Source organism: Streptomyces sp. NPDC020379, assembly GCF_044387105.1.
GTDB lineage: Bacteria > Actinomycetota > Actinomycetes > Streptomycetales > Streptomycetaceae > Streptomyces.
On the sequence record NZ_JBIRVR010000001.1, the window covers coordinates 398270 to 412425 of the forward strand.

Below are 14156 nucleotides of genomic sequence, written 5' to 3' on the forward strand. Positions count from 1 at the left end.
CTTTCCATACTGCCTGTCCGCCCCCGTCCGTGTAACGGCCGGGGGCGGACAGGGGAAACGTCAGGTGCCGTCGGGGACCATCGGCATGGCCAGCACGGCCGCCGCGATCGCCTGCGGGCGGTCGTACATCAGCAGGTGACCCGCGGGTGCCACCGCCTCGAAGCGGCCGTCGAGGCGGGTCGCGAGGGCGCGCTGGCGCTCCAGCCAGCGGCGCTCCACGGCGGATCCGGTGCCCGGGGAGGCCGCGAGGACGGTCACCGGCACGGGCGGCATCGGGTGCCGGTCCCGCAGCTCGTGGAGCTCGGCGGCGACGTCGCGGTAGCGGGCGTTCTCCATCAGCAGGGCGCGCAGCACCCGGCCGGTCCCGTAGGTGCGGCGCACCAGCTCGGCGGGGGCCGGGTCCTGGCGGGTGACGGAGGCGGCCCGGACGGTGAGCTTGCGCAGGGACGGGCCGAGCGCGCGGGGCAGCCCGGCGGCGGCGAGGACCAGGCCCCGGGCGTGCGCGGCGGTGGTGCGCAGCTCACGGGCGGGCGCGGCCCCGCGCTCCTCCGCCACGCTGCTGTCGACCAGCACGACCCCGGCCGTGCGCCGCGGGTGCAGCCGGGCGAACGCCTCGGCGTGGAAGCCGGCGAGCGAGTGGCCCACGACCGTGGCCGGTCCGCCGAGCCCCAGGGCGTCGAGGACGCCCGCTATCCGCGCGGCCTCCCCGGCGGCGGTGGGCGGTTCGAGGGGCGGCGCGCTGAAGCCGAGGCCGGGCCGGTCGAAGCGGACGACGGTGCGGTGCCCGGTGAGCAGCGGCACGACGGGGTCCCAGTCGAACCAGCCCATGCCGAGCCCCGCGCTCAGCACGCACACGGGCCCCGAGCCCTCGCACACGACGTGCAGCGGCACCCCGCCGACCCGCAGCATGTGCCCTGGTGGCCGCTCCATACCGTCCACACCGTCCCCCTTGTGACCGTCCGTCCACACCGCGCGGAGCGCGACGAGGACGACCGTACCGGCGCGCGGCGGCCGCCCGCGCCACGGCCCCCTCGCCGGGGAATGCCGTGGTGGCGGGGCGGCTACTCCCCGGCCGCCTGCGCGCGGTGTTCCGGTGCCACCCAGTGCGGCTTGCGGAGCTTCAGCAGGGCGAGCGGCGCGAGGAAGCCGAGGACCAGCAGGCCGCCGCCCACGGTGAGGAGGTAGCGCCACAGCGGGCCGCCGCCGAACTGGTCCGGCGGGACGAAGCCGATGCACATGGCCGCGATCGAGGCGGCGAAGCCGACGCCCGCCACCAGCCGCACGGCCGGGACGCGGAAACCGCGCGGCCGGTCCGGCTGGGTGGTCCGCAGCCGGACGACGGCGGCGAACATCAGCAGATAGACGACCAGATAGATCTGGGTGGTGATCACCGAGAAGATCCAGTAGGCGCTGGAGACATCGGGGATGAAGGCGTAGAGCAGCGCGATGAGGGTGGTGAGCACGCCCTGCGCGACCATGATGTTCCGCTGCACGCCGTGCTTGTTGAGCTTTTGCAGGACGGGCGGCAGATAGCCCTCCTGCCGGGCGACCATCAGCAGGCCCTTGGAGGGGCCCGCCAGCCAGGCGAGCATGCCGCCGAGCGCGGCCACGACGAGCATCACCCCGACGACCTTGGTCAGCCAGCCCACGTGGAAGTGGTCGAAGAAGCCCTGGAACGCCTGCATCACGCCCGCGGTCAGGCTGAGGTTCTCGCCCGGCATCACCCAGCTGATCGCGAGCGCCGGGAGGATGAAGATCAGCAGGACGAGTCCGGTGGCGGCGAAGACCGAGCGGGGGAACTGCCTGCCGGGCTCGCGCAGCGAGGCGACGTGCACACCGTTCATCTCCATGCCCGCGTAGGACAGGAAGTTGTTGACGATCAGGACGAGGCTGGCGAGCCCCGTCCACGGCGGCAGGAAGTGGCCGCTGTCCATGGGCGCGGCGGGGGCGTTGCCCTGGCCGAGGAAGACCAGGCCGAGCACGACGAGCACCACGCCGGGGATCAGCGTCCCGATCACCAGGCCCGCGCCGGCCAGCCCGGCGACCGCCTTCGTGCCGCGCGAGGAGATCAGCACGCCCGACCAGTAGACGACGACGATGACCAGGGCGACGTAGAGCCCGTTGCCGGCGAGCCGGGGGTCGATGACGTACGCGAACGTGCTCGCCACATAGGCCAGCAGGCTCGGGTAGTAGGCGATGGTCATCGCGAACTGGCACCAGACGGCCAGGAAGCCGAGCGGCTTGGAGAGCCCCTCGCTCACCCAGCGGTAGACGCCGCCGGTCCAGCCGGAGGCGAGCTCGGCGGAGACCAGCGCGGTCGGCAGCAGGAAGACCACGGCGGGTACGACGTAGAGGAAGACGGCGGCGAGGCCGTAGATCGCCATGGACGGCGAGGGCCGCAGGTTGGCGACCGACGCCGTGGTCATCATCGCGAGGGTCACCCACGAGATGAACTGCGTCTGGGTGGCGCCCGGGGTGGTGGCGCCCGCGGCGAGGGGACGGTCGTCCCTCACCTGGTCCGTGCTGGTCATGTGAGGTGGAGCGTCCTTCGGCGGGGCGTCGGTCGTGTGCGTCCCAATGATCCCATCCGCGACACCTGGAGAAGCCATACCCCGAGGGGGTAAGGTGCCGCGGAGGTGCGTCAGGAGTTCGGGGGACAGGCGATGGCAGGACGGCGCGGGGCCGCCGCCCGGTGCGTCCGGCTGCTGCTGTTCACCGCGCTGCTGCTGGGCATCGTGACCATGCACTCGCTGGGGCACCCGGCGGAGCACGGCGGCCCGGCGGCCGGCTCGCACACGATGCGGGCGGAAGCCCACCACGCCGCTCCCCCGCGGGCCCCTTCCGTCCACGGCGAGAGCCACGGCACGGACCCCATGTCCGTCTGCCTCGCCGTGCTCGGCTCCGCCCTCCTCGCGCTCGTGCTCCTCCTCGGGGCGGCCGCGCTGCGCCGCGCCGCCGCGGCCCTGCCCGCGCTCCGCGCGCGGCTGCTCCTCGCCCTCCGGCCCATCCCACCGCCACCACGGCACAAGGCCCTCGCCCGGCTGTCGGTCCTGCGCGTGTAGCGGCGGGTGCCGTCGCGCCCCCGTGCGCGGCGGCACGCACCGCTGCCTCTTTCACAGGACCCGACACCACGAGGTGCTTTCCCCCATGTCTTCCACCACCCGCCGCGCCGTGCTCGGCGCGGGACTCGCCGCTGCCGGAAGCGGACTGCTCGCCGCCTGTTCCGGGAGCCCGGACGGCCGTCCGGCCGCGGCCGCGCCCTCCGTCGGCTACCTCGCCCCGGACGGCGAGGAGGTCGCCGCCGCCGAGGCGAAGCGCGGCACCGGCCCCGTACGCGAGGTGGAGCTGACGGCCACCCGCGCCCGGCTCGACCTGGGCGGCCGTACGGTCGACTCCTGGGCGTACGGCGACCGGCTGCCCGGCCGGGAGATCCGGGTCACCGCGGGCGACACGCTCGCGGTGACCCTCGCCAACCACCTGCCCGAGGCCACCTCCCTGCACTGGCACGGGCTCGCGCTCCGCAACGACATGGACGGCGTCCCCGGCCTCACCCAGCGCGCGGTCCGGCCAGGAGCCTCGTACGCCTACCGCTTCACCGTCACGCACCCCGGCACCTACTGGGTCCACCCGCACTCGGGCGTCCAGCAGGACCGGGGGCTCTACGCCCCGCTGATCGTGGAGGACCCCAAGGAGCCGCTCTCCTACGACAAGGAGTGGGTGGTCGTCCTGGACGACTGGGTCGACGGCGTGGACGGCAGCACGCCCGACGGGGTGCTGGCCGAACTGAGCCGGGGCATGGGCGGCATGGAGGGCATGGACCACGGCGGGCACGGCATGGGGAAGATGTCCGGCATGGCGATGGGCGCCGGGCAGTCCTCCCCGGCCCCGGCCGGGCCGCCCCGGATGATGATGGGCGCCACCAGCCCGCTCCTCGGCGGGGACGCGGGCGACGTCGCGTACCCGCACTACCTCGTCAACGGACGGACGCCCGACGCCCCGGAGACCTTCACCGCGAAGCCCGGCGACCGCATCCGCGTCCGCTTCGTCAACGCGGGCGGCGACACGGCCTTCCGGGTCGCGCTCGGCGGCCACCGGATGACGGTGACGCACACGGACGGCTTCCCCGTCGAGCACGCGGAGACGGACGCGCTGCTGCTGGGCATGGGCGAGCGGTACGACGTGCTGGTCGAGGCCGGGGACGGGGTGTTCCCGCTGACGGCGCTGGCCGAGGGCAAGAAGGCCGCCGCGCTGGCGGTGCTGCGCACGGGCGGCGGCCGGGCGCCCGGGGCGGCCGCCCGGCCACGGGAGCTGGACGGCACCCTGCTGACGGCCGACCGGCTGAAGGCGGACCGGAGCGTGCGGCTCCGAGGCCGCCGGCCGGACCGCACGATCGAGCTCGACCTCACGGGCTCGATGGCGAAGTATGACTGGGCGGTCAACAACCGGAAGTACGCGCCCGATCAGCGTTATCCGGTGGCGGCGGGCGAGCGGGTCCGGCTCGCCTTCGTGAACAGGACGACGATGTGGCACCCGATGCACCTGCACGGCCACACCTTCGCGCTGCCCGGCGGCGGGCCGCGCAAGGACACCGCGATCGTCCGCCCGGGAGCGCGCCTTGAGGTCGACTTCGACGCCGACAACCCGGGGCTGTGGATGCTCCACTGCCACAACGTCTACCACGCGGAGTCCGGGATGATGACGGTCCTCGGCTACCGGCGCTGACCGACGGCCGCGGGGCCCGCGCCGGTTCGGCGCGGGCCCCGCGGGCTGTCGTACGGCGTGGCTCAGACGGCCAGCGGCACCTGGGTGCCGGGCTCGAGCCGGCCGTAGTGGTCGACGACCTTGTTCAGCTCGATCTGGTAGTAGAGCGCGTGGAAGCCGAAGAACGCGAGGAACAGGCCCAGGCCGCCGCTGCACGAGGGCGACAGGCCCGCGGCGCGCTGCGTCTCGGAGATGCGCCGGCCCGTGTTGAAGATCGAGACGTACGGCGGAACGATCAGGAAGAGGCCCAGCGTGATGGCGAGCACCGACATGGCGGGGTTGATGTGCCGCCGGCTGTCGAACTGCGCCATCTCCTTGTTGACCTTGTAGTGCCAGACGATGCCGTAGATGCCGAGGGTGATCAGCGGCAGGCCCAGCCAGGCGGCGAAGGGATTGCGGCGCTTCATCGACAAGCCGTAGGCGGCGGGCCCCGGGGCCGGGTAGCCCATCGGCGCCTGCTGCGGATAGCCCGCACCACCGTACGGGTTCTGCGGGGGCATGGCCGGAGGGTAGCCCTGCGTGCTCAACGCGGTCTCCTAGGAAGAACTTCGAACAAGACATGCTCACGGCATATGCCAGGAGCAACCCGCGAAGCTTGTCACAAGATCACATGCACCCGCCACGGCATCGGCTCGGCGGTCGGCTCCCCTAGATCGCGTCAGACAGACGATTAGACTGGGCGCCGTGCCTCAACTTCGTCTCGCTCTGAATCAGATCGATTCCTGCGTCGGTGATCTCGCCGGGAACGCCGAGTCGATCGTCCGCTGGGTCCGGCACTCCGCCGAGCGGGGCGCCCACCTGGCCGCCTTCCCCGAGATGGCGCTGACGGGCTATCCCGTGGAGGACCTCGCGCTGCGCTCCTCCTTCGTCGAGGCCGGCCGGGAGGCACTGCGCTCGCTCGCCGCCCGGCTCGCCGCCGAGGGCCTGGGCGAACTGCCGGTCGTCGTCGGCTACCTCGACCGCAGCACGCGGACGCAGCCCCGGCTGGGCCGCCCGGCGGGCGCGCCGCGCAACGCCGCGGCCGTGCTGCACCGGGGCGAGGTGGCACTCTCCTTCGCCAAGCACCACCTGCCCAACTACGGCGTCTTCGACGAGTTCCGCTACTTCGTGCCCGGCGACACCATGCCGGTGGTGCGGGTGCGCGGCATCGACGTCGCGCTCGCGATCTGCGAGGACCTGTGGCAGGAGGGCGGCCGGGTGCCCGCCGCCCGCGCCGCCGGCGCGGGGCTGCTGCTGTCGGTCAACGCCTCGCCGTACGAGCGCGAGAAGGACGACACACGGCTGGAGCTCGTCCGCAAGCGCGCCCAGGAGGCGGGCTGCACGACGGCGTACCTCGCGATGACCGGCGGCCAGGACGAGCTGGTCTTCGACGGGGACACCATCGTCGTCGACCGCGACGGCCACGTGCTCACGCGCGCCCGGCAGTTCGAGGAGCGCTGCGTGGTGATCGACCTCGACCTGCCGGCCGCCGCGCCCGAGGCGCCCTCCGGGGTGGTGGACGACGGTCTGCGCATCGACCACGTCGTGCTGACCGCCGACCCGCTCCCGCCGTACGAGGCGGAGGCGGCGGGCACGGTCGCGGAGCGGCTCGGCGACGACGAGGAGGTGTACGAGGCGCTGGTCATCGGCCTGCGCGCGTATGTCACCAAGAACAACTTCCGCAGCGTGGTGATCGGGCTCTCCGGCGGCATCGACTCGGCGCTGGTCGCCGCCCTCGCGTGCGACGCGCTCGGCGCGGAGAACGTGCACGGCGTGGCCATGCCGTCCCGCTACTCCTCCGAGCACTCCCTCGCCGACGCCGAGGAGCTCGCCCGGCGCACCGGCCTGCGTCTGCGGACCGTGCCGATCGCGCCGATGTTCGACGCGTACATGGGAGCGCTGGGGCTCACCGGCCTCGCGGAGGAGAACCTCCAGTCGCGGCTGCGCGGCACGATGCTGATGGCGGTCTCCAACCAGGAGGGGCACATCGTGCTCGCGCCGGGCAACAAGTCGGAGCTGGCCTGCGGTTACTCCACGCTCTACGGCGACTCGGTCGGCGCGTACGGGCCGATCAAGGACGTCTACAAGACCTGGGTCTTCCGGCTCGCCACCTGGCGCAACCGGGCGGCCGAGGAGCGCGGCGAGACCCCGCCGATCCCGGAGAACTCCATCACCAAGCCGCCGAGCGCCGAGCTGCGGCCGGGCCAGGTGGACACCGACTCGCTGCCGGACTACGAGGTGCTGGACCGGATCCTGGAGCGGTACGTCGACCGGGACCAGGGCCGGGCGGAGATCGTGGCGGCGGGCTTCGACGCGGAGCTGGTCGCGCGGGTGCTGCGGATGGTCGACACCGCGGAGTACAAGCGCCGGCAGTACCCGCCGGGCACGAAGATCTCCGCGAAGGGCTTCGGCAAGGACCGCCGCCTGCCGATCACGAACCGCTGGCGCGAGACGTCCTGAGCGCGGTGCGCGCCGTGTCCGCGCTCGCCGGACGGGCTGGATCGCAAGGGCCGTGGTCCTGGGGCACGGCCCGAGCCATATCAGCCCGTCCGGCGATCGCGGACTCGCCCGGAGGGCGGCCCCGCCGCGGACGGCAACGGGCCCGCGCCCGACGGCGAACGCGAGCCCCGGCATCCGCCCCGATCAGTAGTGCCCCGGGCCGTTGGCCTCCGGACAGACCACGACCGAACCGTCCGGCTGGGCGATGAGTCCCTTGCCCTCACAGTGCTGGCACGGCTGCTGTGGCTGCCGCTCGTCATCGCTCATGTCTGCGCCCCCCGTGGGATCTTGAAGACGTGCCCGCATCCTTCATAGGTGATCCGGCCGCCCGTGAGCGTGCCCGGTTCCAGCATCACGGACGACGGCAGCCGGCCGCACTCCGGACAGGTCGGGAATCCACTGCGCACCGGGACGACGACCGGCACCCCGGACGACATCTCCAGGTGGATGCCGCCCTGCACGCAGAACTGGCGGATCGCTGATACTTGGCCTTCGGTGAGCGTCGGCTGTGTCATGGCCTGCCGGGACCACTCCCCTTCCCTCTCTCGCCTCTGTCGATCCCGCTTACCGGTCGCTTACCGGTCGGGCCGGGCCGGGCTCACCCCGTGGCGGGGCGGCGCCCGGCGCCCGGGCCGCCCCGTATCTCCAGGCCGTCGAGCAGCGCCTTGGTCGCCAGCGCGACGGCGTCCACGGCGTGCTCGAAAACCGCCTGGTTGTGGGCGGCGGGTGCCCGGAAGCCGGACACCTTCCGTACGTACTGCAAGGCCGCCGCGTGGATGTCCTCGGCGCCCGCCTCGGGCGTCACCGGCGGTCTGAGGGTCTTGATACTGCGGCACATGCCCCCAGTGTGCCGCGCGTCACTGACAACCCGCCGCCCATGGCCAAGGGCTGTCAGCGCGGGACGCCCGCGGACTCGGCGGCCCGGTCGCCCGGCCGGTCGCCGGAGGCGACGACCCGGGACGCGCCCGCCGTGCCGGCGCGGTCGCGGTCCAGCAGACCGGCGGTGACCGCGACGGCCAGGCCCACGACCGCGAGGACCGCGCCGACCAGGGTCGGGGAGCTCCAGCCCCAGCCGGCGGCGATGGCGACGCCGCCGAGCCAGGCGCCACCCGCGTTGGCCAGGTTGAACGCCGAGTGGTTGGAGGCGGAGGCCAGGGTGGGGGCCTGCCGCGCCTTGTTCATGACGAGCATCTGGAGCGGCGTGGTGGTCATGAAGCCGACCGCGCCGAGGATCACCACGGTGACGAGCGCCGCCCACTTCACATGGACGGTGAAGTCGAAGAGCACGAGGACGGCGGCGAGCGCGGCCAGCGATCCGTACAGCGTGGGGCGCAGCGCCCGGTCGGTCAGGGGCCCCGCGATCAGCGCGCCGAGGGTCATGCCGATGCCGAAGAGGGCGAGCACGATCGTCACGGAGGACTCGGCGAAGCCGGTGACCTCGGTCGTCATCGAGGCGAGGTAGCTGTAGACGGCGAAGACCCCGGCGAAGCCGAAGACGGCGGTGAGCAGGCCGAGCAGCACCTGCCGGTCGCCCAGCGCGCGCAGCTCCTGGCCGAGGCCCTCGCTCCGCTCGCGCGGGACGCGCGGGACGAGGGCGGCGAGCGCGGCCATGGCGACGATCCCGATGGCCGCGACCACGAGGAAGGTGGCGCGCCAGCCGAGGTGCTGGCCGAGCAGGGTGGCGGTGGGGACGCCGACGATGTTGGCGACCGTGAGGCCGAGGAACATCGTGGCGACCGCCCGCGCCTGCCGGCCCTCGCGCACCAGGCGGGCGGCGACGACCGCGCCGACGCCGAAGAAGGCACCGTGCGGCAGCCCCGCGAGAACGCGTCCGGCGATGAGCAGTCCGAAGGACGGGGCGAGTGCGGAGGCGAGGTTCCCGATGGTGAAGAGCCCCATGAGCAGCACGAGCATGAGCTTGCGCGGGACGCGGGAGCCGAGGGCGGTGAGCAGCGGGGCGCCGATGACGACGCCGAGGGCGTAGGCGGAGACGAGGTAGCCGGCGGTGGGGACGGACGTGCCCAGGTCGTCGGCGACGTTGGGCAGCAGCCCCATCATCACGAACTCGGTCGTGCCGATACCGAAGGCGGAGACCGCGAGGGCGAGCAGCGCCAGGGGCATGAGGGGACAGCCTTTCGAGGGGGGATGTGTTCCCGCGGGGGACGTGGGCCTGCCGCCCACGGAAAGTTCCCCCGGAGAACAAAGCCTCCCAGGCGGATGTTCCCGCTGTCGTTCCCTTTGGTGAACGATCAGGTGAACGGCTCGGTCAGAGCTTCATCCGCGCGGCCACCGGCAGGTGGTCGCTGCCCGTCCTGGGGAGGGTCCAGGCGGAGACGGGGTCCATGCCGCGCACCATGATCTGGTCGATGCGCGCCATCGGGAAGCCCGCCGGCCAGCTGAAGCCGAAGCCGTCGCCCGCGGCGCCCTGCGCGGAGCGCAGCTGCGAGGTGATGGGGGCGAGCGAGCGGTCGTTCATGGTGCCGTTGAGGTCGCCGAGGAGGAGTACCTTCTTCTCCGGCTCCTTGGCGATGGCCTGGCCGAGCGCCTCGGCGCTGTTGTCCCGCTGTCCGGCGGTGAAGCCCGCGTTGAACTTCACGCGCACCGACGGCATGTGCGCGACATAGACGGCGACGGGGCCCTGCGGCGTCTTGACCGTGGCGCGCAGGGCGCGGGTCCAGCCCATGCGGATGTCGACGGGCTGGACGAGTTCGAGGGGGTACTTGCTCCAGATGCCGACGGTGCCCTGCACGGAGTGGTACCTGTAGCTGCTCGCGAGGGCCTTCTCGTACGCCGGGACGGCCGACGCCTTGAGCTCCTCCAGCGCCACCACGTCCGCGCCGGAGGCGGCGACGTCCTTGGCGGTGCCGGTCGGGTCGGGGTTCTCGGCGTTGACGTTGTGGGTGGCGACGGTGAAGTTGCCGCCCTTGCCGGACTTGTCGGTGAGCAGCCCGCCGAAGAGGTTGACCCAGGCGACCGCCGGCAGCAGCAGGGCGATCAGCGCGGTCGCGGAGCGGCGCAGCACGGCGAGGACGAGCAGCACCGGTATACCGAGGCCGAGCCACGGCAGGAAGGTCTCGGTGAGGCTGCCGAGGTTGCCCACCCGGTTGGGGAGGTGGGTGTGCAGCAGCATCAGCAGCCCGAGGAGGACCGCGAAGGCGGCGACGACCAGGCCACGGCGCCAGACGCCCGGGCCGCGCCACTGGCCCATGAGGCGCCGGGCCCGGGCGCCGGCCCGCTCCGGACCGTTCCCGTCTCGACCCGTCTCCTGCATGTACGCCTGCGCCATCGACTGCCTCACTGATCATCCGCTGCGGCCCCCGCACGACGATAGGTGATCACCGGTGCCGGGGCGTGCCCTCCACCCCGGGGTGGGGTGTCGGTCTCAAGGACGTGTCCGCGGCCCGGCCGGGTTCCGGTGGGCGGGCCGTGCGGGCGGGCTGTGACACAACGGGCATATTCGAGCGCGGCCGCCGCCCCGCGGGTCCTCGCGGGGCGGCGGCCGGGTCGGGCGGGTCAGTGGGCGGGGCCCTCCGCCCGGGGGCGCGCGCCCTCCATGACGGCGTCGACGATCTCCTCGGCGAGCCCCTCCGGCAGGTCCTCCCACTCGTGGAGCATGGCCCGCGAGAGCATCGGGCTGACGAAGAGGTCCGAGAGCAGCTGGATGTCGAGGTCGTCGCGGAGCTCGCCGGTGGTCATGCCGCGGCGCAGCACCGCGTGGACCGTCGCGCGCCGGGCGAGGATGACCGTCTGGTGGTATTCCTTCCACAGCTTGGGGTGGGCCTGGACCTGGCTGATGACCGTGCGCAGGACGGCGGAGGAGCGCTTGGCGAGGCCGCGCCTGCGCAGCAGTTCCAGGACGGCGACGAGGTCGTCACGGGCGGAGGTGCCCGGGAGCTCGGGGAGGGCGTCGTCCATGGAGCGCAGGACGTCGAGCATCAGCTCCTCCTTGCCGGCCCAGCGCCGGTAGAGGGTGGCCTTGCCGACGCCCGCCTCGCGGGCGATCCGCTCCATGGACAGCTCGCCCATGGTGACGCCCTCCTCCAGCAGGCGCAGGACGGTCTCGACGACGGTGGTGTCGACGGCGGCGTTGCGCGGGCGGCCGCGCCGCTCGGCGGGCTCCGCCGCCGGGAGGGGGACCGCCCCGGCCGTCGTCGTCCCGCCCGGTGCCCGCCCGGTCATGTGCCCGCTCCCGCCTGCTCCTTCTCCGCGCCGGGCCGGGTGTCCGCCCCGCTCTCGGCGGTGGCCTTCCGGCCCGGCAGGAAGAGCGCGACGACGGCCGCGCCGAGCAGGGCGACGCCGGCGGAGCCCAGCACGGTGACGTGCATGGCGTGGATGAAGGCGTCGTTGGCCGGGCCGACGAGCGCCTTGCCCTGCGGGCCGAGCTTCTCGGCGACGCCCAGGGTGGCCTCGATGGACTCGCCCGCGGCGTGCCGCGCGGGGCCGGACAGGCCGGGGACGGCGTCGAGGTCGCCGGAGATGCCGTCGCGGTAGGTGGTGGAGAGCAGGGAGCCCAGCACCGCGACCCCGAGCGCGCCGCCGACCTGCCGGAAGGTGTTGTTCACGGCGGAGCCGGAACCGGCCTTCTCGCGGGGCAGCGACTGCATGATCGAGACGGTGGCGGGCGGCATGATGTGCGCCATCGCCGTGCCCTGGAGGAAGAACAGCACCTCCAGGACCCAGATCGGGGTGTCGGTGCCGAGCAGCAGGAAGCCCGCCGTGGTGGCGGCGACCAGCAGCATGCCGGTCGTGCACACGGCCTTGGCACCGAACTTGTCGACGACGAGCCGGGCGCGCGGCGCGAAGAACATCTGGGCGGCGGCCAGCGGCAGCAGGAGCAGGCCGCTCTGGAGCGGGGTGTAGCCGCGCACGCTCTGGGTGTAGAAGACGATGAAGAAGGTCGTGCCCATCAGCGCGAAGAAGACCAGCGAGATGGAGGAGACCGCGGCGGAGAAGGCGGGGTTGCGGAAGTACCGCACGTCGATGGCCGGGTGGTCGCTGCGCCGCTCGTGCAGGACGAACGCGATCAGGACCAGCAGGCCGCCGCCGACCGTGCCGTAGACCTCGGGCCGGGTGAAGTCGGCGAGCTGGCCGCCCTTGATGATCCCGTAGACGAGGAGGACGAGGCCGACGACGGACAGCAGCACGCCGACCGGGTCGAGGCGGCCCGGCCGCGGGTCCTTGGAGTCGGGGACGAGCAGCACCATCGCGATCAGACCGACGATCACGATCGGGACGTTCACCAGGAAGACCGAGCCCCACCAGAAGTGGTCGAGCAGGATGCCGCCGGTGATCGGCCCTATGGCGATGGCGAGCCCGACGGCGCCGGCCCAGATGCCGATCGCCTTGGGCTGCTCCTCGCGCTCGAAGACGTTCATGATGATGGCCAGCGTCGCGGGCATCACGAAGGCGCCGCCGAAGCCCATCACGGCGCGGAAGCCGATCAGCTCGCCGGAGGAGCCGGCGAAGGCGGAGAGCACCGAGCCGATGCCGAACACCACCATGCCGAAGAGCAGGACCTTCTTGCGCCCGAGGCGGTCACCGAGCAGCCCCGCGGTGAAGAGTATTCCGGCGAAGACCAGGGTGTAGGAGTTGATCGCCCACTCGAGCTGGCTCTGCGTCGCGCCCAGGCCGTCGGGGGCCGGGGAGGCGATGGTCTTCATCGCCACATTGAGGATCGAGTTGTCCAGCACCACGATCAGGAGGCTGAACAGCAGCACCGTCAGGATCGCCCACCGTCTGCGGTGGACCGCCTCGGGAACCCGGCGGGCCGGGGTATCAGTCGACATGCGGACCAGCCTACGTTCCTTTCGATACGCACCCGTCTCGTATTGGAAAGTCTTTGCGAAGGACCGCTCTGGTCTGCCCAGCCGTGGCGTGTCAGCATGGAGGTGATCCGGGGACGCCGTCAGGGCGCCTCGAGACGACATCACAGGAGCCACCGCCATGACGCATGTCCCGAACACCCCCGACAGCAGCCCGGCCGATCCCAAGGCGCTGTACGGAGGGAAGAGCTCCCGGCGGATCACCGTCCGCGACATCGCCGCCGCCAAGGCGCGCGGCGAGAAGTGGCCCATGCTCACCGCCTACGACGCGCTGACCGCCTCCGTCTTCGACGAGTCCGGCATCCCCGTCCTGCTGGTCGGCGACTCCATGGGCAACTGTCACCTCGGCTACGAATCCACCGTGCCCGTCACGATGGACGAGATCGCGGTGCTCTCCGCCGCCGTCGTACGCGGCACCCGGCGCGCGCTCGTCGTCGCCGACCTGCCCTTCGGGGCGTACCAGGAGAGCCCCGTCCAGGCGCTGCGCAACGCCACCCGGCTGGTGAAGGAGGCGGGCGTCGGCGCGATCAAGCTGGAGGGCGGCGAGCGGTCCGCCGAGCAGATCCGGCTGCTGGTCGAGGCCGGCATCCCGGTCATGGCCCACATCGGCCTGACCCCGCAGTCGGTCAACGCCTTCGGCGGCTATCCCGTGCAGGGCCGCGGCGAGGAGGCGGCCCAGCAGCTGCTCCGCGACGCCAAGGCCGTCCAGGACGCGGGCGCGTTCTCGGTCGTCCTGGAGCTGGTCCCGGCGGAGCTGGCCGCGGAGGTCACGCGCACCCTGCACATCCCGACGGTCGGCATCGGCGCGGGGCAGGAGTGCGACGCGCAGGTGCTGGTGTGGACGGACATGGCGGGCATGACGGCCGGCCGGGTGCCGCGCTTCGTGAAGCAGTACGCGCGACTGCGCGAGACGCTGGGCGAGGCGGCGCGCGCGTTCGGCGCGGACGTGGTGGGCGAGGTCTACCCGGCGGAGGAGCACTCCTTCCACTGACGGTGAGAGCGCCTGGTAAGGGGGCGCGGGGAACCGCGCGACCAGCCCGCACCGGTCCGCGGAGGAAGGGCGGGGCGGGGTTCGGGGGCGAAGCCCCCCCGGTC

14 protein-coding genes are annotated in these 14156 nt (G+C 72.9%); 4 read left to right on the forward strand and 10 right to left on the reverse strand.

The window, feature by feature from the left end; all coding sequences use genetic code 11:
- Nucleotides 1–60 precede the first annotated feature (60 nt).
- The gene (locus tag ACH427_RS01820) at nucleotides 61–930 is read right to left on the reverse strand and encodes an alpha/beta fold hydrolase (RefSeq protein ID WP_398867495.1); all 870 of its coding nucleotides are present in this window, start codon (nucleotides 928–930) and stop codon (nucleotides 61–63) included.
- 131 nt (nucleotides 931–1061) lie between these two features.
- Complete coding sequence (locus ACH427_RS01825) at nucleotides 1062–2531, reverse strand: APC family permease (RefSeq protein ID WP_398867355.1); 1470 nt, start codon at nucleotides 2529–2531, stop codon at nucleotides 1062–1064.
- Nucleotides 2532–2663: 132 nt separating this feature from the next.
- Here ACH427_RS01825 and ACH427_RS01830 point away from each other — a divergent pair, with 132 nt between their 5' ends.
- Both ACH427_RS01830 and ACH427_RS01835 read left to right on the forward strand, forming a co-directional pair.
- Complete coding sequence (locus tag ACH427_RS01830; protein WP_398867496.1) at nucleotides 2664–3062, forward strand: DUF6153 family protein; 399 nt, start codon at nucleotides 2664–2666, stop codon at nucleotides 3060–3062.
- 85 nt (nucleotides 3063–3147) lie between these two features.
- A complete protein-coding gene (locus ACH427_RS01835) occupies nucleotides 3148–4722 on the forward strand; it encodes a multicopper oxidase family protein (protein ID WP_398867356.1) in 1575 nt (524 codons plus the stop codon).
- Nucleotides 4723–4784: 62 nt separating this feature from the next.
- On the opposite strand, the gene ACH427_RS01840 is transcribed toward ACH427_RS01835, so the two are convergent.
- Nucleotides 4785–5261: a DUF4234 domain-containing protein gene (locus ACH427_RS01840; RefSeq protein WP_398867357.1), complete on the reverse strand. Its 477-nt coding sequence runs from the start codon at nucleotides 5259–5261 to the stop codon at nucleotides 4785–4787.
- A gap of 184 nt (nucleotides 5262–5445) precedes the next feature.
- Between ACH427_RS01840 and ACH427_RS01845 the strand changes: the two genes are divergently transcribed.
- A complete protein-coding gene (locus ACH427_RS01845) occupies nucleotides 5446–7200 on the forward strand; it encodes an NAD+ synthase (protein ID WP_398867358.1) in 1755 nt (584 codons plus the stop codon).
- 183 nt (nucleotides 7201–7383) lie between these two features.
- Here ACH427_RS01845 and ACH427_RS01850 read toward each other — a convergent pair whose 3' ends face one another.
- From ACH427_RS01850 to ACH427_RS01880, 7 genes are all read right to left on the reverse strand, one after another.
- The gene (locus ACH427_RS01850; RefSeq protein ID WP_398867359.1) at nucleotides 7384–7506 is read right to left on the reverse strand and encodes a hypothetical protein; all 123 of its coding nucleotides are present in this window, start codon (nucleotides 7504–7506) and stop codon (nucleotides 7384–7386) included.
- Nucleotides 7503–7754 (reverse strand): hypothetical protein, encoded by a 252-nt coding sequence (locus ACH427_RS01855; protein WP_398867360.1) that lies wholly within the window; start codon nucleotides 7752–7754, stop codon nucleotides 7503–7505. The genes ACH427_RS01850 and ACH427_RS01855 overlap by 4 nt, the downstream gene beginning before the upstream one ends.
- Nucleotides 7755–7837: 83 nt before the next feature.
- Nucleotides 7838–8077, reverse strand: coding sequence for a DUF2277 domain-containing protein (locus ACH427_RS01860; RefSeq protein WP_398867361.1), 240 nt, complete (start codon nucleotides 8075–8077; stop codon nucleotides 7838–7840).
- Between the two features lie 53 nt (nucleotides 8078–8130).
- On the reverse strand, nucleotides 8131–9360 hold the full coding sequence (locus ACH427_RS01865) for an MFS transporter (protein WP_398867362.1): 1230 nt from the start codon (nucleotides 9358–9360) through the stop codon (nucleotides 8131–8133).
- Nucleotides 9361–9505: 145 nt separating this feature from the next.
- Nucleotides 9506–10447, reverse strand: a complete 942-nt coding sequence (locus ACH427_RS01870; RefSeq protein WP_398867497.1) for an endonuclease/exonuclease/phosphatase family protein — start codon at nucleotides 10445–10447, stop codon at nucleotides 9506–9508.
- 305 nt (nucleotides 10448–10752) lie between these two features.
- Complete coding sequence (locus tag ACH427_RS01875) at nucleotides 10753–11418, reverse strand: TetR/AcrR family transcriptional regulator C-terminal ligand-binding domain-containing protein (RefSeq protein ID WP_398867363.1); 666 nt, start codon at nucleotides 11416–11418, stop codon at nucleotides 10753–10755.
- Nucleotides 11415–13025 carry an MFS transporter gene (locus ACH427_RS01880; RefSeq protein WP_398867364.1) on the reverse strand — a complete coding sequence of 537 codons (1611 nt, stop codon included), beginning with the start codon at nucleotides 13023–13025 and terminating at the stop codon, nucleotides 11415–11417. Before ACH427_RS01880 ends, ACH427_RS01875 begins: the two co-directional genes overlap by 4 nt.
- A 157-nt stretch (nucleotides 13026–13182) precedes the next feature.
- On the opposite strand from ACH427_RS01880, the gene panB reads away from it, so the two are divergent.
- A complete protein-coding gene (panB, locus tag ACH427_RS01885) occupies nucleotides 13183–14052 on the forward strand; it encodes a 3-methyl-2-oxobutanoate hydroxymethyltransferase (protein WP_398867365.1) in 870 nt (289 codons plus the stop codon).
- The last annotated feature ends 104 nt before the right edge of the window (nucleotides 14053–14156 follow it).

Bases quoted from the DNA above. Each gene is read 5' to 3' on its own strand.
- ACH427_RS01820 (WP_398867495.1), bottom strand. From the start codon at position 930: ATGGAGCGGCCACCAGGGCACATGCTGCGGGTCGGCGGGGTGCCGCTG.
- ACH427_RS01825 (WP_398867355.1), bottom strand. From the start codon at position 2,531: ATGACCAGCACGGACCAGGTGAGGGACGACCGTCCCCTCGCCGCGGGC.
- ACH427_RS01830 (WP_398867496.1), top strand. From the start codon at position 2,664: ATGGCAGGACGGCGCGGGGCCGCCGCCCGGTGCGTCCGGCTGCTGCTG.
- ACH427_RS01835 (WP_398867356.1), top strand. From the start codon at position 3,148: ATGTCTTCCACCACCCGCCGCGCCGTGCTCGGCGCGGGACTCGCCGCT.
- ACH427_RS01840 (WP_398867357.1), bottom strand. From the start codon at position 5,261: ATGCCCCCGCAGAACCCGTACGGTGGTGCGGGCTATCCGCAGCAGGCG.
- ACH427_RS01850 (WP_398867359.1), bottom strand. From the start codon at position 7,506: ATGAGCGATGACGAGCGGCAGCCACAGCAGCCGTGCCAGCACTGTGAG.
- ACH427_RS01855 (WP_398867360.1), bottom strand. From the start codon at position 7,754: ATGACACAGCCGACGCTCACCGAAGGCCAAGTATCAGCGATCCGCCAG.
- ACH427_RS01860 (WP_398867361.1), bottom strand. From the start codon at position 8,077: ATGTGCCGCAGTATCAAGACCCTCAGACCGCCGGTGACGCCCGAGGCG.
- ACH427_RS01865 (WP_398867362.1), bottom strand. From the start codon at position 9,360: ATGCCCCTGGCGCTGCTCGCCCTCGCGGTCTCCGCCTTCGGTATCGGC.
- ACH427_RS01870 (WP_398867497.1), bottom strand. From the start codon at position 10,447: ATGGGCCAGTGGCGCGGCCCGGGCGTCTGGCGCCGTGGCCTGGTCGTC.
- ACH427_RS01875 (WP_398867363.1), bottom strand. From the start codon at position 11,418: ATGACCGGGCGGGCACCGGGCGGGACGACGACGGCCGGGGCGGTCCCC.
- ACH427_RS01880 (WP_398867364.1), bottom strand. From the start codon at position 13,025: ATGTCGACTGATACCCCGGCCCGCCGGGTTCCCGAGGCGGTCCACCGC.
- panB (WP_398867365.1), top strand. From the start codon at position 13,183: ATGACGCATGTCCCGAACACCCCCGACAGCAGCCCGGCCGATCCCAAG.